The 22,853-nt window shown below is 72.2% G+C and carries 16 protein-coding genes; 8 read left to right on the top strand and 8 right to left on the bottom strand.

Annotation, left to right across the window (positions count from 1 at the left end; genetic code table 11):
* Window positions 1–29 precede the first annotated feature (29 nt).
* Together ACWCSU_RS40300 and ACWCSU_RS40295 are read left to right on the top strand one after the other, a co-directional pair.
* On the top strand, window positions 30–1,370 hold the full coding sequence (locus ACWCSU_RS40300) for an ABC1 kinase family protein (protein ID WP_449942008.1): 1,341 nt from the start codon (window positions 30–32) through the stop codon (window positions 1,368–1,370).
* A 266-nt stretch (window positions 1,371–1,636) separates the two neighbouring features.
* Entirely contained in the window at window positions 1,637–2,533 is an 897-nt protein-coding gene (locus ACWCSU_RS40295) for an aminoglycoside phosphotransferase family protein (RefSeq protein ID WP_449942007.1), read from the top strand.
* 590 nt (window positions 2,534–3,123) lie between these two features.
* On the opposite strand, the gene ACWCSU_RS40290 is transcribed toward ACWCSU_RS40295, so the two are convergent.
* From ACWCSU_RS40290 to ACWCSU_RS40270, 5 genes are all read right to left on the bottom strand, one after another.
* Window positions 3,124–3,540 (bottom strand): VOC family protein, encoded by a 417-nt coding sequence (locus ACWCSU_RS40290; RefSeq protein WP_449942006.1) that lies wholly within the window; start codon window positions 3,538–3,540, stop codon window positions 3,124–3,126.
* Between the two features lie 20 nt (window positions 3,541–3,560).
* Entirely contained in the window at window positions 3,561–4,004 is a 444-nt protein-coding gene (locus tag ACWCSU_RS40285) for a helix-turn-helix transcriptional regulator (protein ID WP_357708300.1), read from the bottom strand.
* Between the two features lie 640 nt (window positions 4,005–4,644).
* Window positions 4,645–4,914 carry a WhiB family transcriptional regulator gene (locus ACWCSU_RS40280; protein ID WP_125636897.1) on the bottom strand — a complete coding sequence of 90 codons (270 nt, stop codon included), beginning with the start codon at window positions 4,912–4,914 and terminating at the stop codon, window positions 4,645–4,647.
* 547 nt (window positions 4,915–5,461) lie between these two features.
* Window positions 5,462–6,331 carry an acyl-CoA thioesterase gene (locus tag ACWCSU_RS40275; RefSeq protein WP_189652464.1) on the bottom strand — a complete coding sequence of 290 codons (870 nt, stop codon included), beginning with the start codon at window positions 6,329–6,331 and terminating at the stop codon, window positions 5,462–5,464.
* A gap of 158 nt (window positions 6,332–6,489) precedes the next feature.
* Complete coding sequence (locus ACWCSU_RS40270; protein ID WP_449942021.1) at window positions 6,490–8,523, bottom strand: ATP-dependent DNA helicase UvrD2; 2,034 nt, start codon at window positions 8,521–8,523, stop codon at window positions 6,490–6,492.
* A gap of 154 nt (window positions 8,524–8,677) precedes the next feature.
* On the opposite strand from ACWCSU_RS40270, the gene ACWCSU_RS40265 reads away from it, so the two are divergent.
* Window positions 8,678–9,574: an alpha/beta hydrolase gene (locus ACWCSU_RS40265; RefSeq protein ID WP_357708301.1), complete on the top strand. Its 897-nt coding sequence runs from the start codon at window positions 8,678–8,680 to the stop codon at window positions 9,572–9,574.
* Window positions 9,575–9,658: 84 nt separating this feature from the next.
* Window positions 9,659–9,907: a mycoredoxin gene (locus ACWCSU_RS40260; RefSeq protein ID WP_357708302.1), complete on the top strand. Its 249-nt coding sequence runs from the start codon at window positions 9,659–9,661 to the stop codon at window positions 9,905–9,907.
* On the opposite strand, the gene nudC is transcribed toward ACWCSU_RS40260, so the two are convergent.
* Entirely contained in the window at window positions 9,908–10,882 is a 975-nt protein-coding gene (gene nudC, locus ACWCSU_RS40255) for an NAD(+) diphosphatase (RefSeq protein WP_357708303.1), read from the bottom strand.
* Window positions 10,883–11,024: 142 nt separating this feature from the next.
* Between nudC and ACWCSU_RS40250 the strand changes: the two genes are divergently transcribed.
* Genes ACWCSU_RS40250 through ACWCSU_RS40235 form a run of 4 tightly spaced genes read left to right on the top strand, consistent with a single transcriptional unit; the run spans window position 11,025 to window position 16,293 of the window.
* The gene (locus tag ACWCSU_RS40250; protein ID WP_449942005.1) at window positions 11,025–12,164 is read left to right on the top strand and encodes a siderophore biosynthesis protein; all 1,140 of its coding nucleotides are present in this window, start codon (window positions 11,025–11,027) and stop codon (window positions 12,162–12,164) included.
* The gene (locus ACWCSU_RS40245) at window positions 12,161–13,624 is read left to right on the top strand and encodes an IucA/IucC family protein (RefSeq protein ID WP_449942004.1); all 1,464 of its coding nucleotides are present in this window, start codon (window positions 12,161–12,163) and stop codon (window positions 13,622–13,624) included. The genes ACWCSU_RS40250 and ACWCSU_RS40245 overlap by 4 nt, the downstream gene beginning before the upstream one ends.
* Entirely contained in the window at window positions 13,625–15,199 is a 1,575-nt protein-coding gene (locus ACWCSU_RS40240; RefSeq protein WP_449942003.1) for an IucA/IucC family protein, read from the top strand.
* Entirely contained in the window at window positions 15,196–16,293 is a 1,098-nt protein-coding gene (locus ACWCSU_RS40235; protein ID WP_449942002.1) for a type III PLP-dependent enzyme, read from the top strand. The genes ACWCSU_RS40240 and ACWCSU_RS40235 overlap by 4 nt, the downstream gene beginning before the upstream one ends.
* Here the strand turns inward: ACWCSU_RS40235 and ACWCSU_RS40230 are convergent.
* Together ACWCSU_RS40230 and ACWCSU_RS40225 are read right to left on the bottom strand one after the other, a co-directional pair.
* Window positions 16,282–19,554, bottom strand: a complete 3,273-nt coding sequence (locus ACWCSU_RS40230) for an ATP-dependent helicase (RefSeq protein ID WP_449942001.1) — start codon at window positions 19,552–19,554, stop codon at window positions 16,282–16,284. The two genes, ACWCSU_RS40235 and ACWCSU_RS40230, sit on opposite strands and share 12 nt — an antisense overlap.
* Window positions 19,548–22,739 carry an ATP-dependent helicase gene (locus ACWCSU_RS40225; RefSeq protein ID WP_449942020.1) on the bottom strand — a complete coding sequence of 1,064 codons (3,192 nt, stop codon included), beginning with the start codon at window positions 22,737–22,739 and terminating at the stop codon, window positions 19,548–19,550. Before ACWCSU_RS40225 ends, ACWCSU_RS40230 begins: the two co-directional genes overlap by 7 nt.
* Between the last annotated feature and the right edge of the window lie 114 nt (window positions 22,740–22,853).

Here is a 22,853-nt window from a genome sequence, read left to right as displayed (position 1 = left end):
GAAGCGGCATCTCGGGAGAGGTTCCGCGCATGAGTGTGAGCGATCTTCCGCGCCGGGCAGTCACCCGCTCTGCCAAGTTGGCCACCCTTCCGCTCGGGTTCGCCGGGCGGGCCGCCCTCGGCCTGGGCAAGCGCATCGGCGGCAAATCAGCAGAAATCGTGGCCCAGGAGGTTCAGCAGCGTACTGCCGAGCAGATTTTCAAGGTGCTCGGCGAGCTCAAGGGCGGGGCGATGAAGCTCGGGCAGGCATTGTCGATCTTCGAGGCGGCGCTTCCGCCGGAGATCGTCGGTCCCTACCGGGCGACCTTGACGAAACTCCAGGACGCCGCCCCTCCGCTTCCGGTCGCCACCGTCCACAAGGTGCTCACCGAGCAGCTGGGGGACGATTGGCGCAAGCACTTCCTCTCGTTCGACGACCGGCCCACGGCCGCCGCCTCGATCGGCCAGGTGCACAAGGCCGTCTGGAACGACGGGCGCGAGGTGGCCGTCAAGATCCAGTACCCGGGGGCGGGCAAGGCGCTGCTCGGCGACTTCACCCAGCTGGCCCGGCTGGGCAAGATGTTCGGGGCGCTGCTGCCGGGCCTTGACATGAAGGCGCTGCTGGCCGAGCTGCGCGAGCGGATCGCCGAGGAGCTCGACTACCTTCGCGAGGCCGAGGCCCAGCACGCCTTCGCGCTGGAGTTCAACGGCGATCCCGACTTCCACGTCCCTGACGTGGTGGCGGCCAACGAGATGGTGCTGGTCAGCGAGTGGATGGACGGCACTCCCCTGTCGCGGGTGATCTCCGAGGGCAGCAAGGAGGAGCGTGATCACGCGGGGCTGCTGTTCGTCCGGTTCCTGTTCTGCTCCCCCGCCCGGGTCGGCATGCTGCACGCCGATCCTCATCCGGGTAACTTCCGCGTCCTGGCCAACGGCAAGCTCGGCGTCCTCGACTTCGGCGCGGTCAACCGTCTGCCTGAGGGGTATCCGAAGGTCTTCGGGCAGCTCACGCGCATCTTCAACCAGGGCGACATGGGCACGGTGATGACGGGTCTGCGCGAGGAGGGCTTCATCCGCGAGGACATCGACATCGATGCCGACGCCCTGCGTGGTTTCCTGGCACCGTACGTGGAGCCGACGGCGGTGGAGGAGTTCACCTTCAGCCGGGAATGGCTGCAGGCCCAGGCCGCCAGCGTCGCGGATCTCCGGCCGACGAACGTGGTCCGCCAGCTCAACCTGCCGCCGTCGTACGTGCTCATCCACCGGGTGCATGCGGCCGGCGTCGGCGTCCTCTGCCAGCTGGGCACGACGGCCCGCTTCCGTGACGAGGTGATCCGCTGGGTCCCGGGCTTCGCCGACGACCCGAACGACGAGGCTCTGGCGATCGGCTGACCTGGACGGCGCTCTCGGTCTGGGGAGAGTGGGTGCTCTGTTGGGTGGAGTGTGCTTCGAAGGACTCCGACCGGCCGTCTTGCTGGGGCTTGTTGGGGATGCTCAAGGAACCGACGCACCGCCGGGCAGGAGTTCGTGGAGCACTTCGACGGTCGTCGGGGCGAGCCCGGCTCCTGCGGCATGCACGTGACCCTTGCCGACTTGCACATGTCTGCTTCTCCTGAGCGACAGCCGGTCCGCCTGACGCCTCGGTACTGTGACTTCGCATGACCGACACCGAGATCGAGATCACCGCAGATTTGGTCCGCGACTTGCTGCAGGAGCAACATCCAGACCTTGCGGGGCTGGCCATCCGCGAGGTGGTGGGCGGTTGGGGCAACCAGATGTGGCGCCTCGGCGACGAGTTGGTCGTGCGCATGCAGCGCATGGACCCCACCCCGGAGCTCCAGCTCAACGAGCGGCGGTGGTTGCCCGTACTGGCCCCGCGCCTGCCGCTCCCGGTGCCGAACCCGGTACGGTTCGGCGAACCGTCCGAGCGCTTCCCCAAGCACTGGACCGTGATGACGTGGGTTCCCGGCGAGCCGCTGGACCACGGCTCGATCAGCCGCGGCGCCCACGCGGCCGACACACTGGCGGACTTCCTCAAGGCACTCCATGTGGAGGCGCCCGCCGAGGCGCCGATCAGTACGGACCTCGGCGCCCATCCCAGGGACTGCACGGACGGTTTCGAGAACTTCCTCCAGGCCGTTGCCCTCGGCGACATCGCTGCCGACGTCCGGGCCGTCTGGGCCGACGCCGTTGCGGCCCACGCGTGGGAGGGTCCGCCGGTGTGGGTGCATGGCGATCTTCATCCCGCGAACGTCGTCGTCTCGGACGGAACGCTCTCGGGCGTCATCGACTTCGGTGCCATGTTCGCCGGTGATCCGGCGTGGGATCTCGCCGCCGCATGGGTGCTGCTGCCCGCGGGCACGGCCTCACGGTTCTTCGACAGGTACGGGCGTGCGGACGAGGCGGCGATCCGGCGCGCCCGCGGGCTGGCCGCCATGAAGAGCCTCTTCCTGGTGCTCATGGGACAGAACGGAGATCGGGGCCTTCCCGGCGGCAAGCCGCACTGGGGACCTGCGGGCCGGGCGGCACTTGATCGTGTTCTGAAGGGCGTTTAACGCGCCTACTTCTGAGACCGGTCGAGGGCCATACGGCAGCCCATCTGCGTGGGGTTCGCCGGTCACCGCGCGTGGCGGCATGCCTAGGTCCACGGCAGACCGTCTGTGATCGGCCGTTCAGGTCTGTTCGTGCGGCCTCCGTCACCACCAGGCACCCAAATGCCGCTCTGCGCGGAAGCAGCAACCGCGCAGGAACTCGTCATGACGCTCAGGCGCCCGGGCGGTCGACGGAGTCCATCGCCTCCGGACGTCCTCGCTCCGGGACCAGTGGCGTCAAGGTGGCCGCCGGGCTTCGGGGCCTGAGCCCCTGGACGATGCATGGCGCGCACGACGCCTGGTGACCTACGCGGCATCGTCCCTTCGGATAAGGATCATGTCGCCATCGTGTCAGGGGCAGGGAGGGGGTGGCCGTTCGTCCGGGCTCGGCTGGTCCTTGTGAGGTCCGTACGGGTTGGGCCACGGAGGTCGCTGAGGTGGGGGAGCCTCGGAAGGGTGTTGCGCGGCGAGGCCATCGCTAGGGGTGACGTTCCTGCACGTGGGTCAGGGGACGACCCCAAGGACGCGACCGGGGCGACGGCGACGAGTGCGGGTCAGGGGTGGCGTTCCTGGATGCGGATCAGGTTGCCGGAAGGATCGCGTACGGCGCAGTCGCGAACGCCGTACGACTGGTCCATCGGTTCCTGGACGATCTCGGCGCCGTTGGCCTTCAGTCGTTGGAACGTGGCGTCGAGGTCGGTGGTGGCGAGGTTCACGCCGGCGAAGGTGCCCTTGGCCATCATCTCGGTGATGGTGCGGCGTTCGTCGTCGGTGATGCCGTAGCCGTTCGCGACCGGTGGTTGCAGGACGATGGAGGTGTCCGGCTGCCCGGCCGGGCCGACCGTGAGCCAGCGCATCCCCTTGTAGCCGACGTCGTTGCGGACCTCGAAGCCGAGGACGTCGCGGTAGAAGGCCAGGGAGGCTTCCGGGTCGGTCTGTGGGAGGAAGCTGGAGTGGATGGTGATGTCCATGGAAGTCACGCTAATTGGGGTCAGGTAAGCGCGGTCTCTCGGTTCCTGACGGGTCTGGTCACCTGTTTGGCCACGCACGACGGCATGCCCGCGGTCGCGCTCGCCGCGCGGCGGCGGTAGACGCTGGGGGGTACGCCGACCAGTTCGGCGAAGCGGGTGCTGAAGCTGCCCAGCGAGGAACAGCCGACCGCGAAACAGACCTCGGTGACGCTCATGTCGCCGCGGCGCAGGAGCGCCATCGCGCGTTCGATGCGGCGGGTCATCAGGTAGCCGTACGGGGCCTCGCCGTACGCGCGGCGGAACTCGCGGCTCAGGTGGCCGGCCGACATGTTCACGCCGCGGGCCAGGGCTTCGACGTCGAGCGGTTGGGCGTAGTCGCGGTCGATGCGGTCGCGGACGCGGCGCAGCAGGGCGAGGTCACGCAGGTGCTGCGCTTCGGCGGGTCTGCTGGTCACATGCGCCATCGTACGTCGCTCGGAGGGCGGGACGCGCCGCAGGACTCCCAGCTCACAGCGGGCCCGTGCCCCTCCAGCCCCGCACAAGGACGATGGGGCCCCCAAAGCCGGAAGGCCCGGTTGCCGCCCCTCAAGAAGGCCGCCCAACAGGATCACAAACGCGCCAAGGCCCTGGGTTGCGGCTCGGGGTGAAGCCCGGCGGCCAGACGGCGCGTGACGGAGGCCGGTACAGAGAGGCGCTCGGAAAGACGCGTGACAGAGGCGGAGGTCTTGAAGGAATCGCCCTGCACCGGCGCGTGACAGAGGTCGGTGCAGAAGCGGCCACATGGAAAGAGCCGGGCGCTGGGTGCGCCCGGCTCTTCTGGTGCAGGTGAAGATCAGGAGATCCTGCGCCGGCGGCAGGACCTCCGCGATCACATCTGCTGACCCAGCGCCCTTCGCAAGCGGTCGTTGGCCCGCTTGACCTCGCGTCGCGCCCGCTGTACGCGGCTTACGCGCAGGATGAGACGCTGCTCCTCCGCCTCTCGGTGGAGAGTTTGTATTCGGTCGTTCACCAAGTCATGAAACAGATACGGCACGGCCAGGCTCCTGGTGGAAGAAGTGTTCATCGGTGTTCTGGTTCTTTCTCGTTCGTAGGGCCGGAAGGTGGTCAGGCAGCGACCGGGTGCTTGCGGGGACGCCCGCGCGGACGCTTGCGGGGAACAACCGTTCCCCTGAGGATCAGTTCGCCGCCCCAGACTCCCCAGGGCTCCTCGCGCTCCAGCGCGCGGGCCAGGCAGGCCTGCTGGATCGGGCAGCCGCCACAGAGAGCCTTGGCGAACTCGACGTCCTCGGGTGACTCTGCGAACCACAGGTCAGGGTCGGTACGACAGGGGATCTTGGCTTCGTCGATCAGGTCCATGATCGTCTTCGCCCCCATCTGCTTCTCCTTTTGATCGAGCTTTTTGATCTTGGTCGGGCACCTCGGAGGTGGTCGGGGATCGCGGAAAAACAAAGAGGCCGCGGATCCTGTGTGCGGATCCGCGGCCTGGGGGCTGCTATGTGCCGGTCAGGTTATGACCGGAGCATCCCTCCAGGGTTGCGGACCGCACAGTCCACCCTTGGTGAGCTGGTTGGTCGGGGCAGCGATACCTGCGCCATAGACAGGAACGCCTTGCGGAGCGGCGACACCCGCGTGAGCCCTCGCACGGAAGGCGGGGGCCTGGATACGGGCAGACTTCTCCTGCCGCAGCTTGGCCGGCCCATCGGCGAGCCTCACCGAGTCACGGCGTGCGGAAGCGAGCCACTGCGTGGCCGACATCTTGATGCTCATCACCGGGGCTCACCTCCACTCATTTGATCGTCGGAAACAGGAGTGTCCGACTCGCTTGTCCATGACCCTAAACCGGGAAGCCGGGAAGGGGCAACATATTTTCTACCTGCGATTTTGTGACACAACCACGGTGTCACAACCCGCTGTGACGCGACTACTTCGCCACGCGGATCATCGCCTCCTGGACGACGGAGACCACCAGCTCGCCCGACGCGGTGAACATCTCGCCGCGCGCCAGGCCCCGGGCGCCCGCCGACCAGGGGGCCTCCTGGGCGTACAGGAGCCAGTCGTCGGCCCGGAACGGGCGGTGGAACCACATCGCGTGGTCGAGGGACGCGCCGATGACGTTCGAGGCTCCCCAGGCCATCCCGTGGGCCAGCAGGATCGTGTCCACGAGGGTGAAGTCGGAGGCGTAGGCGGCCAGGACGACGTGCAGCAGCGGGTCGTCCGGCAGATCGGCGTCGTAGCGGAACCACACGTTGGTCTGGGCGCTGCGCAGCTCGGGGTTCAGGTGCGCCTCCCACGTCAGCGGCGAGACGTAGCGGGCGTCCACGGGCCGCGGGCGCGAGAGCCATTCCCGCAGCTCGGGGTGGTCGCCCAGCACCTCCGACATCCTGTTCTGGAACGTCGGCAACGTCTCGGGGGCGGGCACGACCGGCGCCACCGACGCCTGGTGCTCCACGCCCTCCTCGAAGATGTGGAACGAGGCCGACATCGTGAAGATCGCCTTGCCGTGCTGGACGGCGACGATCCGGCGGGTGGTGAACGACCGGCCGTCGCGCAGGCGCTCGACGTTGTAGACGATGGGGATGGACGGGTCGCCCGGCCTGATGAAGTAGGCGTGCAGCGAGTGGACGTGCCGGTCCTTGGGGACGGTGCGGCCGGCCGCCACGAGGGCCTGCGCGGCCACCTGGCCGCCGAAGACGCGCTGGATGCGCTCCTCCGGGCTTCTGCCCCGGAAGATGTCCAGCTCGATCTGCTCAAGGTCGAGCAGGTCGAGCAGCTCCTTCAGCGCCTCGTTCACAGGGCCCCCTCACAGACGAACATTCCACGGACAAGTCTGACGTGCCCCGCCTGTTCCCCCAAACCCGCCCTGCCTTGCCGGAAAACCGCCTGGCCATCGTTTCGGCCGGTGGCGAAGGACGTCACACGCGTGAGGGGCCCGGCCGTACGTGAGGGATCTCACCCGCGGCACAGGCCGAGGACGGCCTCGCCGTAGCGGTCGACCTTGACCCGGCCGATGCCGGCGATCGACAGCAGCTCCTGCTCGGTGGCCGGCGCGCGTTCGGCGATGGCCTGGAGGGTGACGTCGGTGAAGACGACGTACGGCGGGATCTTGGCCTCCTTGGCGGTGGCCGTGCGCCAGACCTTGAGGCGTTCGAGCAGGGCCTCGTCGTAGTCGGCCGGGCAGGTCGCGCAGCGGCCGAGCTTCTGCTCGGCGGCGGCCACCAGCGTCTTGGCGCAGACCCGGCAGCTCACCGGCGCGGCGACCTGGCGTCGTTCGCCGGCCGGGGTGCTCATGCGGGGCGGCGTCGAGGCGCGGCCGGTGAGCCCGTCGAGGAAGCGGGAGGGGCGGCGGCTCTTGCGCCCGCCGGGCGCGCGGGCCAGCGCCCAGGACAGCGACAGGTGCTCGCGGGCGCGGGTGACGCCGACGTAGAGCAGGCGGCGCTCCTCCTCGATCTGCTCGGGGGTCTCGGCGTAGATGATCGGCATCATGCCGTCGGTGACGCCGACGAGGAAGACCGCGTCCCACTCCAGGCCCTTGGCGGCGTGCAGCGAGGCGAGCGTGACGCCCTCCACCGGCGGCGCGTGCTGCTCGGAGGCGCGGCGTTCCAGCTCGGCGACGAAAGCGGGCAGGTCGGCGCCGTCGGCGGCCATGTCCTCGGCCAGGTCGGCCAGCGCCTTCAGCGACTCCCACTTCTCCCTGGCCTTGCCGCCGCCGGGCGGGGAGGGGATCAGTCCGACCCCGCCCAGGATGTGGTGCACCTCCGAGGCCAGCGGCTCGCCCGCGGCCGACCGGGCGGCGCCGCGCAGCAGCACGACCGCCTGCCGCACCTCCGGACGCTCGAAGAAACGCTCGGCGCCGCGCAGCACGTACGGGATCTCGGCCTTGGACAGGGCCTCCTCGTAGGACTCCGACTGGGAGTTGACCCGGAACAGCACGGCGATCTCGCGCGAGGGCACGCCCTTGTCGATCAGCTTCCTGATCGCCCGCGCGACGCCCGCGGCCTCGGCCGGCTCGTCGTCGTAGTCGGAGAAGACCGGTTTGGGGCCGTCGGGGCGCTGGGCGATGAGTTCGAGGCGGTTGGGGGTCTTCGACTTGGCGATGACCAGGTTGGCCAGGTTCACCACCTGCGGGGTGGAACGGTAGTCGCGGACCAGCCTGATGACGGCGGCCCCCGGGTGCTCGACGGCGAAGTTGGTGAGGTAGCGGGGGCTGGCGCCGGTGAACGAATAGATGGTCTGGTTGGGGTCGCCGACCACGCAGATGTCGTCGCGGCCGCCGAGCCAGGTGTCGAGCAGGAGCTTCTGGAGCGGGTTGACGTCCTGGAACTCGTCCACGACGAAGTAGCGGTACTGCTGGCGGATCTGGGCCGCGACCTCCTGGTGCTCGGTCATCACGGCCGCGGTCAGTTCGAGGATGGTCTCGAAGTCGACCAGGTGGCGTTCGCGGCGGAGGCGTTCGTACGCCTCGTAGAGCCGGGCCACCTCCTCCGGGGAGCCGGGCGGCGTGCGGTGGTGCTTGGCGGCGGCGGCCACGTAGTCCTCCGGGCCGACCTGGGAGACCTTGGCCCATTCGACTTCGGCCGCGATGTCCCGCAGCTCGGACCGGTCGGGATTTTTCCGGATCTGGCGGCAGGCTTCGACCAGCACCGGCAACTTCGACTCGATGACCGAAGGGGCCTCGCCGCCGATCACCCGGGGCCAGAAGTAGGTGAGCTGGCGCAACGCGGCCGCGTGGAACGTCCGGGCCTGGACGCCCGGCGCCCCCAACGCCCGCAGCCGCTGCCGCAACTCCCCCGCCGCCCGGGTGGTGAACGTCACCGCGAGCACGCTCGGCGCGTCGACCACCCCGGTGCGCACCGCGTGGGCGATGCGATGGGTGATCGCCCTCGTCTTGCCCGTGCCGGCGCCGGCCAGCACGCACACGGGGCCGCGCACGGCCTCGGCGACCTCCCGCTGCTCCGGGTCGAGGCCGCTCAGGACGTCATCCACGCTGTTCACCCGATCTTCCTCCCCGCAAGTGGCGCCGAAGCACTTTATTCTGGCAACATGCGGCCCGACGTATGTTCATAGTCACCGAGATGCAAAGGAATGGTCTCTTCCCCCACAATGGGGCCGACCATGCTGCATGGGGGAAAGGAAGGCCGTGCGAACAGCGGTTACGGTGAGCGCGCTCGCGCTCGCTGCGGTGGCGCTCACACCTGCCGTCGCGTTCGCGACCGAGCCGCCCGTGCCCGTGGTGACCAACCCCACAGACCCCGACGGTCTCGGCGGGCTGGCCACGGAGACCCTTTCCTACGGTTCCCAGCGTCATCAGGACATGGACGTCTGGTGGACGCCCGACGGCCAGAAGCGCCCCGGCGTCTTCCTGATCCACGGCGGCTGGTGGTCGAGCGGCGACAAGAAGTACATGAAGGAGATCACCCGCAGCTACGCCGACCTCGGGTACACGGTCTTCAACCTCAACTACCGCCTCTCCGGCGAGGCCGCCTGGCCGGCGCAGCGCACCGACGCGCTGGCCGCCATCGCCCTGGCACGCAAGCAGGCCGACCGCTGGGCCTTCGACGCGAGCAAGTACGTCGTCGTCGGCTTCTCGGCGGGCGGGCACATCGCCGCCTCGGTCGGCACGTACGGCAACGGCATCGCCGGGCTGAAGGGCGTGGTCGGGCTGTCGCCGATCATCTCGCCGCTGCGCGCGTACGCCGACGGCGAGAAGACCGCCGACCACGACAAGCGCAAGCTGCGCGAGGCCGCGATCCGGCTGGCCGGCGGCTGCGAGCCCAAGGGCAAGTGCTCGCGCGTGTGGGCGAGCATGGAGGTGGCCTGGCACGCCAGCGCCAAGGACGCCCCGATCCTCACCGTGCACTCCGAGGACGAGTTCGTGCCGCCGACGCAGAGTCAGCTGCTCAAGCAGATGCTCGGTCAGGTGGGCGTGCCGATGACGATCATCACGGCGCCGGGTACCAATCACAGCGCTCCTCTCTACCGGGAACCGGGCGTGGCCGAGCGGGTGCAGGCGTGGATCGCCGAGCGCATCGGCTAGAGCGCCTCGGGTAGGGATTAAGCGGACGCCTCCACGTTGTTGCACGGAGCGCCTGATTTCCTGACCTTGGAGGGACAACCCGACATGGCGCTCACGGTCTACAGCACTACCTGGTGCGGCCCCTGCAAGCGGCTCAAGTCGCAACTCGCCCGCGAGGGCATCGCGTTCGACGAGGTCGACATCGAGCGCGACCCGGCCGCCGCCGAATTCGTCATGAGCGTCAACAACGGCAACCAGACCGTTCCGACCGTGGTGATCGAGACCGCCCACGGCCGGGTCGTCCGGACCAATCCCTCCGCTCGGGAGGTCAAGGCCCTGCTCGGCGCGGCCTGATCACCAGTCGCCGATGAGCTCGCCGCCGTACCACGTCTCGATCAGGCGGCGGGCTATCGACACCGGGGGCGGCAGGCGCACCTCGCCCGACCGCAGGGCGGCCACCAGCTCCTCCCGGCTGAACCAGCGCGCCTCGGCGATCTCGTCGGCGTCGGGGATCAGCGCGGTCGTGGTGGCGTCGGCGAAGAAGCCGAGCATGAGGCTGCGCGGGAACGGCCACGGCTGGCTGCCCAGGTAGCGCGGGTTGACGACGTTGACGCCGACCTCTTCGGCGACCTCGCGGACCACCGCGTACTCCAGGGACTCGCCCGGCTCCACGAAGCCCGCCAGGATCGACAGCCGCCCCTCGGGCCACTGCGGGCCGCGGGCCAGCAGGCAGCGGTCGTCCTCGTCCCTGATCAGCATGATGACCGCCGGGTCGACGCGCGGGAAGTGCTGGCTGGCGTCTTCCGGGCACACCCGGACGTGGCCGCCGGCCTGCACCGCCGTGCGGGCGCCGCAGCGCGGGCAGAACTGGTGGGTGGCGTGCCAGGCCTCCAGCGCCACCGCGTGGACCAGCAGGCCCGCGTCGCGGTCGCCGAGCAGGCCGCCCACCTGGCGCAGCCCCGCCGGCACCGGACGGCCCTCGGGCGTGTCGGACAGGCTCATCGGCATCGTCACCCGGCCGTTGAGGTCGCCGGCCGGCGTGCCGGGCAGCGGCGCGGACACCGCGAAGTAGACCGTGCCGCCCTCGACGCCGAGCAGGTAACGCTCGCCCGGCGGCGCGTCGGCGGGGGTGTAGAGCACCGCGTGCACCTCGTCCCCGGACCGCCGCACCAGAGTGTGGCCGTTGTCGATCACCAGCACCCTGGTCCCGGGGTCGGCCCACGCCTTCTCCAGCCATCGATCGTCGGCGCGCAGCGCCGACGATCTGTCGATGGTCCCCCGTGCCAGGAGCAGTGGGCCGATGAGTTGCTCTTCCGCGGTCTTTTCCACTGGCCGCCCCTCCCCAAGTTCCTTGTCATCCTATGACCTCGCGGTTAGCCGCCGATTAGGCTGTGCGGGCCCCGGAACGATCATCGACAGGCTAGGATCGTCGAGTTAGGTTAGCCTTACCTGATTCTTCCTCGGGGGTGCCTTGGCGTTGCGGCTCTACCTGACCGCCCTCAAGCCGACGGACTCGGTGACGTACGGCTTCCTGCCCGCCGCGCGGGCCCTCGGGTGCGAGGTGATCGTGCTGACCGACCGGCCCGAGCGGCATCCCGGCTCCGTACGCTGCGACGTCCGCGACCCGCGGGCCCTGATCGACGCGGTCGAGCACCTGGGCAGACCCGACGCGATCTTCTCCAACTCCGATCACCTCCAGGCGGAGACCGCTCTCGCGGCGTCGTACTTCGGGCTTCCGGGCAAGGACTGGCGGGCCTGCCTGGCCGCCAAGAACAAGTTCCTGATGCGACGGGGGCTGCTGGAGGCCGGCGTCGAGACCGTGCGTACCGTGCGGCTCGCGCCCGCCGACCCGGTGCCCGCGCGCCTGCCCTGTCCCGTGGTGCTCAAACCGCGCGAAGGGGTGGCCAGCGAGGACGTCGTGCTGGTCGAGGACGACCTCCCCCGCGCCGTGGCCGAGGCCAGACGGCGGCGTCCGGGCGAGACGCTGGTCGTGGAGGAGTACCTCGAAGGCCCGCTGCGGACCCTGGAGACCCTCGGGGACGGCTCCGCGACGCGGGTGCTGGGCGGGTTCGCGACCACGCTGGGCCCGCTGCCGCACTTCGTGGAGGAGCGGCTCGACTGGGCGCCCGACGCCGACGCGCACGTGCTCGCCGCGCTGCGGGCCCTCGGCGTGGGCTTCGGCGCCTGCCACACCGAGTACGTCCTGACGGCCGCCGGGCCCCGGATCGTCGAGGTGAACTACCGGGCGATCGGCGACCACTGCGACTTCCTGCTGGCCGACGTGCTGGGCGTGCCGCTGTTCGAGTGGATCCTGCGCACCCATCTCGGGGAGCCGGCACCCGGGCCGCCGCCTTCGTCCCGGCACGGCTGCGCGGTCAGCGTGGTCGCGGACCGGCCGGGCGTCATCCGGGAGGCGCCGCCGCAGGAGGACGTCGAGGACGGCGGCGTACGGCTGTGGCACCGGCCGCTGCGGGCGATCGGGGACGTCGTCGAGCTGACCCACACGAACCGGGACTACCTGGGCGTCATCCGGGCCGTGGGACCGGACCGGGCCCGCGTGGACGCCGCCGTCGAACGGTACCGGGCGGCCCGGCCGTGGGTGGTCGGGTGAGGTCGCGGGAGGCGTACCTGGCCGCCCGGGTGCTGGACGCGCTGGTCCGCGAGGACTACGGCGGGCTGGCCGCCCGTCTCGACCGGACCAGGGCCGGGGCCGGGCTGCTGCTGGCCGACGGGCGGTGGGTCCGGCTGGTCCCGGGATCGCCGTTCCAGGACTTCGTGGTGGCGCCGGACGAGCGGCTGGGGCTGGAGCAGGTGCTGGAGACGCTCGTGGAGGTGGCCGACCCGGCCGACGCCGAGGGGGTGGCGGCCTTCTTCGACGAGTGCCTGACCGCCCTGTCCGCGCTGGAGCTGCACGACGCGCACGCCGAGGAGGTGCTGCGGCGCGGGCCGTCGTACGAGTCGCTGGCGGCGTTCGCCGACCATCCCGTCTATCCCACCTCGCGGGCCAGGATCGGCGCCTCGGACCGGGACCTGCTGGCGTACGCGCCGGAGTTCGCGCCCTCGTTCGCGTTGCGGTGGGCGGTCGTCCCGCACGCGGCGACGGGCCTGCCGGCGGACGTGCCGCGGCCGGCGGGCGAGGGCGTGCTGTTCCCGGTGCACCCGATGGCCGTCGAGGAGGTGGCGAAGATCGACGGGGTACGGGTGCTGGCCGAGGAGGCGGTCACCGTACGGCCCACCCTGTCCATGCGGACCGTCGAGGTGGGGCCGCGTACGCACCTCAAGCTGCCGCTGCCGGTGAGCACGCTCGGCGTGCGCAACCGGCGCTCGATCAGGCCGGGCACGCTGGAGGACGGCGCCAGGGCCGAGCTGCTGCTGCGCCGGCTGGCCGATCCCGGCGTGCTGCTGGCCGACGAGCAGACCCACGCGCACGCGGGCCACGAGTACCTGGCGTGGATGGTCAGGCGGCTGCCGGAGGGCACGATCGTGCCGGTCGCGGCGCTGGCGGTGCCCGGCGTGCTGGACGGGCTCGGGCCGGACGTGCTGCCCCGCTACCTGCGCCTGCTGCTGCGCTGGAACGTGCGGCTGTTCGTCCGGTACGGCGTCGCGCTGGAGGCCCACCAGCAGAACCTGGCCCTCGTCCTGCGGGACGGCGACCTGCGGCTGCTGGTCAAGGACAACGACGGCCTGCTGGCCTCGCCGGCCAGACTGGCGGCGGCCGGGATCGAGGTGCCCGACTTCTCCGACGGTCGCATGCTCACCGACGACCCGCACGCGCTGGCCGACGTGTTCGTCACGATCACGCTGCACCTGGCCGCGGCGGCGGTGGCGTTCGCGGTGCTGCCGCCGGGGCGGGCGGCGGCCCTGGTGCGCGACACGCTCGCCGCGGCGCTGGACGAGCACGGCGACCACCCCATGGCCCGGCTCCTGCGCGCCAGGACGCTCGGCGCGGCCAGGCTCACCGGCAAGTCCATGGTCACCGCCGGGACGCTCGTGGCCAAGGAGCGGTCCGGGGCGCGGGACGTGAACAAGTTCTACGGCATCAGCGGGCCCAACTACCTGAGGAGAGCGTGAATGGACGTCCTGGCCATCGGGGCGCCGGCCGAGGAGGCGACGCTGGCGGCCCTGCTGCGGTGTTGCGTGCGCGAGGTGGCCGGGCCCAGGGGACTGGTCTGGCCGGCGCCGCCGTACGTGCTGCTGCGGGTGGCCGGGACGCTGCTGCGCGCCCGTACCCACGGCGGGGCCGCGCTGCGCCTGGACGGCCCGCCCGAACGCCTGGAGGGCGGCTCCTGGCGGCCGCTGACGGTCACCGAGCTGGTCCGGCTGGCCGAAGCCGACCTGGCCGACCGGCAGGACGAGCACGCGCGCCAAGGGCTGGGAGCCGGTCCGGCGCACCTCCCCGTCGAACCCAACGGCGAGTTCGCCGGCCAGGTGGCCGCCAGCCGGGACGCCATCGCGGCGATCCTGGCGGCCAGGCCGGCGGCCGAGCCGCCCGCCGATCCCTGGCTGGCCTCGGAGCAGGCGCTCGTGTACGGCCACCCCTTCCACCCCACCCCCAAGGCCCGCGACGGCGCCGACTGGCTGCGCTACGCGCCCGAGGCCCACGCCGCCTTCCCCCTCCGGCTCCTCGCGGTACGCCACGACGCGCTCGCCGAGGAAGGCGACCTGACGGCCCTCGACGCGCTGGGACCGGCGCCCGGGGGCTACCGGCTGCTGCCCGCCCATCCGTGGCAGCTCGCCCTGCTGCGTCCCGCGTACGGTCCCGAGCTGGTCGATCTGGGGCCGGGACCGGTCGCGGTGCCGACCTCGTCGGTCCGGACGGTGTACGTCCCGGACGCGGAGGTGTGCCTGAAGTTCTCCCTGGACGTGCGGATCACGAACTGCGTGCGCAAGAACGCCTGGTACGAGCTGGCCGGAGCCGTCGAGCTCACCTCCCGGCTGGCCCCGGTCCTGGCCGAGGTGGCCACGCGTCACCCGGCCGCCCGCTGGCTCCCCGAGCCCGGCTACCGCACGGCACTCGGGCAGCGCGAGGGCCTGGGCGTGATCGTCAGGGCGAGCCCGTGGACCGTCTGCGACCCCGGCGTCACCCCGGTGCTCGCCGCCGCCCTCGCCCTGGACGCCGCCCCCCCGGACCCCCTGGCCTGGTGGACGGCGTACGTGTCGGCGGTCGCGCTCCCGGTCGTGGACCTGTACTTCACCCACGGCGTCGTCCTGGAGCCTCACCTTCAGAACGTGCTCGTCGGCCTGGACGCCGCCGGGACGCCCGTCCAGGCGATCTTCCGCGACCTGGAGGGCGTCAAGCTCGTCGCGGGCCGCCACAACCTCGGCGGACTGCACCCGGCCGTGGCCTCCGCCCTCACCCACGACCCGGCGCGCGGCTGGGCCCGCGTCGTCTACTGCCTGTTCGTCAACCACCTCACCGAGATCGCCGCCACCCTGGCGGGCCGCGACGACGGGCTGCTGCGGGCGTTGTGGCGGGCCGCCCGCGACCTGCTCGACCGGCAGGCCGCCGAGCTCGGTCGGCCGCTCCCGCTGCGCGACCTGCTGGCCGGGGCGCCGCTGCCCGCCAAGGCGAACCTGCGGGTGCGGTGGGCCAGGGCGGCCGACCGCGGTGCCGGTTACGTCCCGATCGCGAACCCGCTCGCGTGAACGGCGTCCTGGAGCGCGAGCCCGCTCGCCCGGACCGCGTCCTGGAGGCCGCGGCCCGGCTGCCCGCGCTGCCCGCCTACCTCTACGACCTGCCCGCGCTCGACGAGCATGCCGCGTCGGTGCGCGCGGCGCTGGGCGAGGTCGAGCTGTTCTACGCGGTCAAGGCCAATCCCGACGCCGAGCTGCTGCGGGTGCTGTCAGCGCACGTGGACGGGTTCGAGGTGTCGTCGGCGGGCGAGCACGCGCATGTCTCGGCGCTGTTCCCGGGCGCGCGGCTGGCGCTCGGCGGGCCCGGCAAGACCGACGCCGAGCTGCGGCTGCCGCATCACCGGCTGCACGTCGAGTCGCCGTACGAGCTGCGCCGTCTGCTGGCGACCGGGCTGGAGGCGGACGTGCTGCTGCGGGCCAACCCGGACCTGCCGGTCGAGGGGGCCGCGCTGACGATGAGCGGGCCGTTCGGCATGGACGAGGCGGGCCTGGCCGAGTGCCTGCCGCTGTTCACCGGCCGGGTACGGCTGCGCGGCCTGCACGCCCACCTGGCCAGCGGACTGGCCGCCGCCCAGCTCCTCCGGCTGGCCGAGGCCCTGCTGGAGACCGGGCATCCGGAGGTGAACCTGGGCGGGGGGATGGCGGTGTCGTACACGTCGGGCGAGCGGTTCGACTGGGCGGCGTACGGCGAGGGGCTGGCCGCGCTGCGGGCCGGACGGCGGCTGCGCGTCGAGCCGGGCCGGTCGCTCACCGCCTACTGCGGCCACTACGCCACCGAGGTCGTGGACGTGAAGCGGGTGCGCGGGCGGGCGTACGCGATCGTCCTGGGCGGGACGCACCACCTGCGCACGCCGGTGACCAAGGGCCACGACCAGCCGTTCACGATCCTGCCCACGGGCGGCCGCGGGCCGGGGGTCACCGACGAGCCCGTGACGTTCGCGGGCCAGCTCTGCACCCCCAAGGACGTCTTCGCCCGGGACGTCGTGACCTCGGTGCGGGTGGGGGACAGGGTGGTGTTCGGCATGGCCGGGGCCTACGCCTGGAACATCTCCCACCACGACTTCCTCATGCACCCCGAGCCCGCCTTCCACCACCTAGGACTCTGAGACCGGCTCCGCCGCCGGGACCGCCTCGATGAGCGCGACCAGCCCGGCGGCGTCGAGCAGGTTCACCGGCCGCACGGTCCTGTTGGCCCGGACGTAGTGGAAGGCCGCGCCCACCTTCTCCAGCGGCACCCCGGCCAGGTGCGACCACGCCAGCCGGTACGCGGCCAGCTGCACCGACGCCGTCCGGGCCGCCTTGCCCCTGGGCGGGACGCCGGTCTTCCAGTCGACCACCTCGTAACCGCCGTCGGGCAGCTCGAACACGGCGTCCATCCGCCCGCGCACCAGCCGGTCGGCGATCATGGTCTCGAACGGCACCTCCAGGTCGACCGGCCGCCGGTCGGCCCACTCGCTCTCCTCGAACCGCTCCTGCAGCTCGGCCAGCCGCACGTCGGCCTCCTCCAGCTCGTCCAGCGGGTCGAGGTCGAAGTCGTCGATCAGCCGCTGCTGGTCCCAGCGGCCCTCCAGCCACTTGTGGAACGACGTGCCCCGGCGGGCCAGCGGCGCCGGCTTGCGCGGCACCGGGCGGCGGATCCTGCGGGCCAGCTCGCGCGGGTCGGTGGCCAGCGTGACCAGCGACGACACCGTCAGCTTGGCCGGCAGCTCGACGGTGGTGGCCGGTCTGCGCCGGTTCAGCTCGCGCTCGCGCAGCAGCAGGTCGGTGTCGCGCTCCCAGGCGCGCAGGCGTTCCTCCTCGAACGGGCGCAGCGGCTCGTCGTCGTCCTCGCCCAGGTTGCCGGCCAGGGCGTCCTCGACCAGCCGGGCCCCGTCGAGCACCGACTCGTAGCGCAGGCCCTCGGGGGTGACCGGCCAGACGGCCTCGGCGGGCTCGGCGAGCAGCGGGTTCGTGGCGCCCTCGGCGAGGTCGCCCGCCCAGTAGGACACCCGGTCGGCCGTGTCGCGGATCTCCAGCAGGAACTCCGACGGCTCCAGCGGCTTGGTGGCGGTGCCCCAGCGGTAGCCGGAGGCGATGAGGTGGTAGTGGGCCCGGGTGACGGCCACGTACGCCAGCCGCCGCTCCTCCATCAGGTCGCGCTCGCGGCACTGCTCGTCGAACGCGGCCAGCTCCTCCTTGCTCAGCCCGCCCAGCCGGGGCAGGTCGGCGGCGTCGCCGCGCAGCGGGTAGGGCAGTTTGCGCGGGTTGTCGGTCCAGCGGCTGTTCATCACCGGCGTGGCCGGGAACACGCTGCCCGTCGCGATCGTGCCCTTCGAGCTGACGAGCTGCGACAGGCCGGGCACGACCACGATCGGCCACTCCAGCCCCTTGGACGCGTGGACGGTCATCAGCTTGACGCTGTTGCTCTCACCCACCCGGCCGGCCTCAAGCCCGAACTCCTCGCTCTCGGCCGCCTGGAGATAGGCCAGGAACGCGCCCAGCGTCGGGTCCTCGGCGTCGCCGGCGAACCTGGCGGCCGCGTCGATGAAGGCGTCGAGGTCGGCCCGCGCGGCGAACGCCGAGACCGTGCCGCTGCGGGCGGCCACCTCGATGTCCAGGCCGAGCCTGCGTTCGACCTCGGTGACCAGGTCGGGCAGCGGCTGGGCGGTGTGGCCGCGCAGCTGGCGCAACTCCTGGGCGAGCGCGACCAGCCGCGTACGGGCCAACGGCGAGAACGACTCCAGCCACTCGGGCCGGTCGGGCAGCTCGTCGAGCGCGTCGACCAGGCTGCCGCGCTCCTCGGCCAGGTCGGCCACCACCTGGTCGAGCGGGTCGTCGGCGCGGTGACTCTCGCTCAGCTCGCGGGCCAGCTCCCTGGCGTGCTCCCCCAGCACCCGCAGGTCGGCCGGGCCCACCCGCCAGCGCGGCCCGGCCATCAGTCTGGCCAGCGCGTCGCCGGCGGTCGCGTCGTAGAGCACCCGCAGGGTCGCCACGATGTCGTTGACCTCGGGCACGGTCAGCAGGCCGCCGAGCCCGACCACCTCGACCGGGATGTCGCGGTCTTCGAGCGCCTTGCGCAGCGCGGGGAACTGCGAGCGCTTGCGGGCCAGGATCGCGACGTCCTGGGGCTGGACGGCGAGCGTCTTCTTGCGCTCCCGCTCGCCCCAGGGCAGGCCGTCGGGCGCGGTCTCCTGGCCGAGGATCCTGGCCACGCCGTCGGCGATCCACTTCGCCTCGTCCTCGGCGGTCTCGTGGAAGGCGCAGGTGACGCGGCCCCGATCGACCCGGTTGGGCCCCGGCACCAGCACGGGGACCTCGCGGGCCTCCATGCGCAGCGGGAGCTGGACGCGGGCGGCGACGTCGAGCACCCGGTCGCCGTTGCGGAAGCTGACGCTGAGCTGGCGGACCGGCGCCTGCTCACCGGCGCCGGTGCGGAAGTCGCGGGGGAAGCGGCGCAGGTTGCCCGCCGAGGCGCCGCGCCAGCCGTAGATGGACTGGCAGGGGTCGCCGACGGCGGTGACCGGATGGCCGCCGCCGTAGAGCGAGCGCAGCAGGACGAGCTGGGCGTGGCTGGTGTCCTGGTACTCGTCGAGCAGGACCACGGAGTAGCGGGACCGTTCGATCTCGCCCACTTCCTTGTGGTTGGCGGCGATCCGGGCGGCCAGCGACATCTGGTCGCCGTAGTCGATGACCTCGCGGCGGCGCTTGAGCCGTTCGTACGCCTCCACCAGCGGCAGCAGCTGCTCCCTGGCCGCCTGCACGCCGACCGGCTTGCGCTGGGCCAGGGTCGTACGGCCGGGCAGCGCGGCCAGCCGGGCCTCCAGCCACTCCCCCATCCGCCGTACGTCGGCCGCGGTGCGCAGGTGCTCCGACAGCTCGCCGGCGAGTTCGAGCAGGGCGGCGGTGACCGAGGGCGGGCCCAGCTCGATCTTGTCCATCGGCCCGTCGTACAGGGCCACCACCCGCGAGGCGAGCTGCCACGACACCGCCGGGGTGACCAGGCGCATGGTGGGTTCGAGCGCCTCGCGCAGGGCGTGGTCGGTGACCAGCCGGGCGGCGTAGGCGTGGTAGGTGGAGACGGTCGGCTCGTTGTCGAGCGCGCCGGGCGCGACCAGGCCCGCCTCGGCGAGCCCGGTCAGGCGCTCCCTGACCCGGACGGCCAGCTCGGCCGCCGCCTTGCGGGTGAACGTCAGCCCCAGCACGTTCTCCGGTTTGACCAGGCCGTTGGCCACCAGCCAGACCACCCGCCCGGCCATCGTCTCGCTCTTGCCCGAGCCCGCGCCGGCCATGACGACCATCGGTTCGAGCGGCGCCTCGATGACCGCGGCCTGCTCGCTCGTCGGCGGCAGGATGCCGAGCTTGTCGGCCAGTTCGACCGGGTTCAGCACACCTGGCCCCCGTTGTCGTTGACCGGGCAGCTCGCCCGCGCCGCGCACGTGCGGCAGCCGTCGTTCACCTTGGCCTGGAAGAACGGGCCCGACATGCCCGTGGCGACCGTGTCGACCAGGTCGGCGGCCCAGCCGGGGTTCCTGTCGTCGGCCAGCGCGCCCTGCCGCTGCTCGGTGGCGGCGTTCTTGCCGGCCGCCTTGCCGAGCTGGACCAGCGCGGCGCCGCCGGGCTCGGTCATGCCGTGCCGGGCGAACGCGCCGAGCAGCGCGGCGAGCTGGTAGACGCCGAGCTGCGGATGACGGTCGAGCTCGCCGGCCTTGGGCTTCGAGCCGCCCGTCTTCAGGTCGATGATCACCGCCCGGCCGTCGTCGTCGCGCTCGACCCGGTCGACCCGGCCCTTGATCTGCACGCCCTCGGAGACCATCGCGACGAACGACTCCTCGATGGCGACCAGCTCGCGCGGATTGTCCTTCTGCCAGCGCAGGAACTTGCCGATCATCTGCTCGGCGACCTGGCGCTGCTTGCGGTTGTACCAGACGCCGCCGAAGTCGAGCTCGTTCCAGACCTGGTCGAGCCGCTCGCTCAGCACGTCCTCGCCGGGCAGGTCGGTGGCGGCCAGCATGGCCAGCGCGTGGATGACGTTGCCGAGGCCCTGGGCGGTGCTGGTGCCCGCGGCGCCGACCGCCGTCTCCAGCAGCCAGCGCAGGCCGCACTTGGTGAAGCTCTCGACCGCGGACGGGGAGATGTTGACGATGTCGTCCGGCCAGCTCAGCGGGCGGTCGTCGGTGATGGGGGTGAGGGCGTACCAGTCGTTGGGGTGGGCGCCCTGGACCCCGGCTGCGGCCAGGCGGGCGAGCTGCCGCGCGGCGCGGCGCCGGACCTTGGCCGGTCTGGTGGGGTCGGTCACCGCGCTGCGCAGGTCGGCCACCAGCGCCGACATGGTCAGCCAGCGCGCCCGGTCGTCGACCGTCGCCGACTCGACCTCGCCCGGCATCAGCTCCGACAGGAACCGGGAGGGCCGCTCGTCGGTGTCCTCGCCGCCGACCGCCGTGACCACCAGCCGCCGCCTGGCCCGCGTGGCGGCGACGTAGAACAGCCGGCGCTCCTCGGCCAGCAGCTTGGAGGCCAGCGACGCGGCGCTCGGCTCGGCCCCCTCGACCACCTCCACCAAGTCGTCGGCGCCCAGCAGCGACCCGCGCAGCCGCAGGTCGGGCCAGACCCCCTCCTGGACGCCCGCCACGACCACGATGTCCCATTCGAGGCCCTTGGACCGGTGGGCCGTCAGCACCCGTACGGCGTCGCCGTCGGGCGCGCGGTCGGCCAGCGTGTCGCCCGGGATCTCCTGGGCGGCCAGGTTGTCGAGGAACACCTCGGGGCCCGCCTTGGGCATGCGGTCGACGAACTTGGCGGCGTGGTCGAACAGCGCCACCACCGCGTCGAGGTCGCGGTCGGCCTGCGCGCCGCGGGAGCCGCCGGACAGGCTCTGGTCGGACCAGCGCCGGCCCAGGCCGCTGGCGTGCCACACGGCCCACAGGAGGTCTTCCGCGGTGCCCTCCTGCGCGGCGGCCTCGCGGGCGGCGGCGAGCAGCTTGGCGACGCGTTCGGCGGGGACGGCGACGTGCGGCTCGACCCGGGTGAGCTCCCGGACGTCCTGGAGGGCCGCCACCAGCAGCTCGCCCGACGACCGCGCCTCGGCAGGCTCCTCGCCGGTCCCCTCGGCGGCCTCCTCGGCGGCCTCCTCGGCGGCCACGGCCTCGTTCTCGGCTATCTTGAGCGCCCGGCGCAGGCGGCGTACGCCGATCATGTCCGTGCCGCCGAGCGGGCCCGTCAGCAGCTCCTCGGCCACCCCCTCGTCGAGCTGCGCCGGGTCGAGCGCCACCCGCAACATCGTGAGCAGCGGCCGCACCCCCGGCTCCTGGGCGATCGGCACCTCGTCACCGGCGATCATCGTCGGCACCCCGGCGTTGACCAGCGCCCGCCGCAGCAACGGCACCTGGCGCTTGGCCGAACGCACCAGCACCGCCATGCGGTTCCAGGGCACCCCCTCGATCAGGTGCGCCCGCCGCAGCGTGTCGGCGACGATCGCGGCCTCCTGGCTGGTGCTGTCGGCCAGCAGGACGCGCACGTCGCCGAGGTCGGCGTCGGCCGTCGGGACCAGGTCACGGTGGCCGTGCCGCTGGTCGTGGTCGGGGGCCGGGGCGATCGGCAGGCGGGCGGCGACCCGGCGGGACGCCTCCAGCAGGTCGGCCCCGCTCCTGCGGCAGACACGCAGCGCCAGCACCGGCGCCTCGCGCCCGTCGAGCGTCCTGAACCGCTCGGGGAACTTCATGATCCCGTGGACGTCGGCGCCCCGGAACCCGTAGATCGACTGGTCGGGGTCGCCCACCGCGACGAGGTCGCGCCCGTCGCCGGCGAGCTGGCCGAGCAGGTGTTCCTGCGCCGGGTCGGTGTCCTGGTACTCGTCCACGAACAGCACGTCGTGGGCGGCCCGCTCGCGCTCGCGCACCTCGGGCCTGGTCAACAGCGCCGAGGCGGCCCCGATCAGCTCGGCGTAGTCGTAGGTCTCCTCGGGGTCGAGGTCGAAGCGGTCCTGGTAGCGCTCGTAGAAGCGGCCGGTGGCGATCCAGTCGCTCCTGCCGTGCCGCCGGCCGAGCGCGACCAGCCGCTCGGCGTCGAGGCCGCGCTCGGCGGCCCTGGACAGGAAGTCGCGCACCTCCTCGGCGAAGCCGCGCGTCTTGAGCGCCTCGCGCAGCGACGGCGGCCAGTCGAGCGCGCCGGTCTCCAGCTCGCCGTGGAGCAGCCGCCGGATCTCCAGAAGCTGCTCGGGACCGGTCAGCAGGCGCGGCGGCGCCTTGCCCTCCAGCACGGACTCGCGGCGCAGGAGCGCGTAGGCGTAGGAGTGGAAGGTCAGCGCCAGGGGCGAGCGGGTGGTGCGCCGCAGCCGGCCGGTGACGCGCTGGCGCAGCTCCTCGGCGGCCTTGCGGCTGAAGGTCAGGATGAGCACCCGCTCGGGGTCGACCCCGCGCCGTTCGATACGCTCGACCACGCTCTCGACGATCGTCGTCGTCTTTCCCGTGCCGGGCCCCGCGAGGACGAGGAGCGGGCCGCTCCGGTGCTCGACCACGGCACGCTGGTGTTCATCCAGCGCAGGAGGCCCAACAGGGCTCCCGCTGCCACGCCGCACCAACCGCCAGGTCTGACCACTCACAGCACTAGATTCCACCAGACCACAGGGACAGATCGTGCCGTCTTGCCCGGCCTCCCCCGCGATCCGCCCACCGTATCGAGGCAAATATCC

It is taken from the genome of Nonomuraea sp. NPDC001699 (assembly GCF_053596455.1).
The sequence above is the reverse complement of the archived record's forward strand: the minus strand, read 5'-3'. Positions and strand labels throughout refer to the sequence as shown.

Bases quoted from the DNA above. Each gene is read 5' to 3' on its own strand.
- ACWCSU_RS40290 (WP_449942006.1), bottom strand. From the start codon at position 3,540: ATGGACATCACCATCCACTCCAGCTTCCTCCCACAGACCGACCCGGAA.
- ACWCSU_RS40300 (WP_449942008.1), top strand. From the start codon at position 30: ATGAGTGTGAGCGATCTTCCGCGCCGGGCAGTCACCCGCTCTGCCAAG.
- ACWCSU_RS40240 (WP_449942003.1), top strand. From the start codon at position 13,625: ATGGACGTCCTGGCCATCGGGGCGCCGGCCGAGGAGGCGACGCTGGCG.
- ACWCSU_RS40280 (WP_125636897.1), bottom strand. From the start codon at position 4,914: ATGGGGGCGAAGACGATCATGGACCTGATCGACGAAGCCAAGATCCCC.
- ACWCSU_RS40285 (WP_357708300.1), bottom strand. From the start codon at position 4,004: ATGGCGCATGTGACCAGCAGACCCGCCGAAGCGCAGCACCTGCGTGAC.
- ACWCSU_RS40260 (WP_357708302.1), top strand. From the start codon at position 9,659: ATGGCGCTCACGGTCTACAGCACTACCTGGTGCGGCCCCTGCAAGCGG.
- ACWCSU_RS40295 (WP_449942007.1), top strand. From the start codon at position 1,637: ATGACCGACACCGAGATCGAGATCACCGCAGATTTGGTCCGCGACTTG.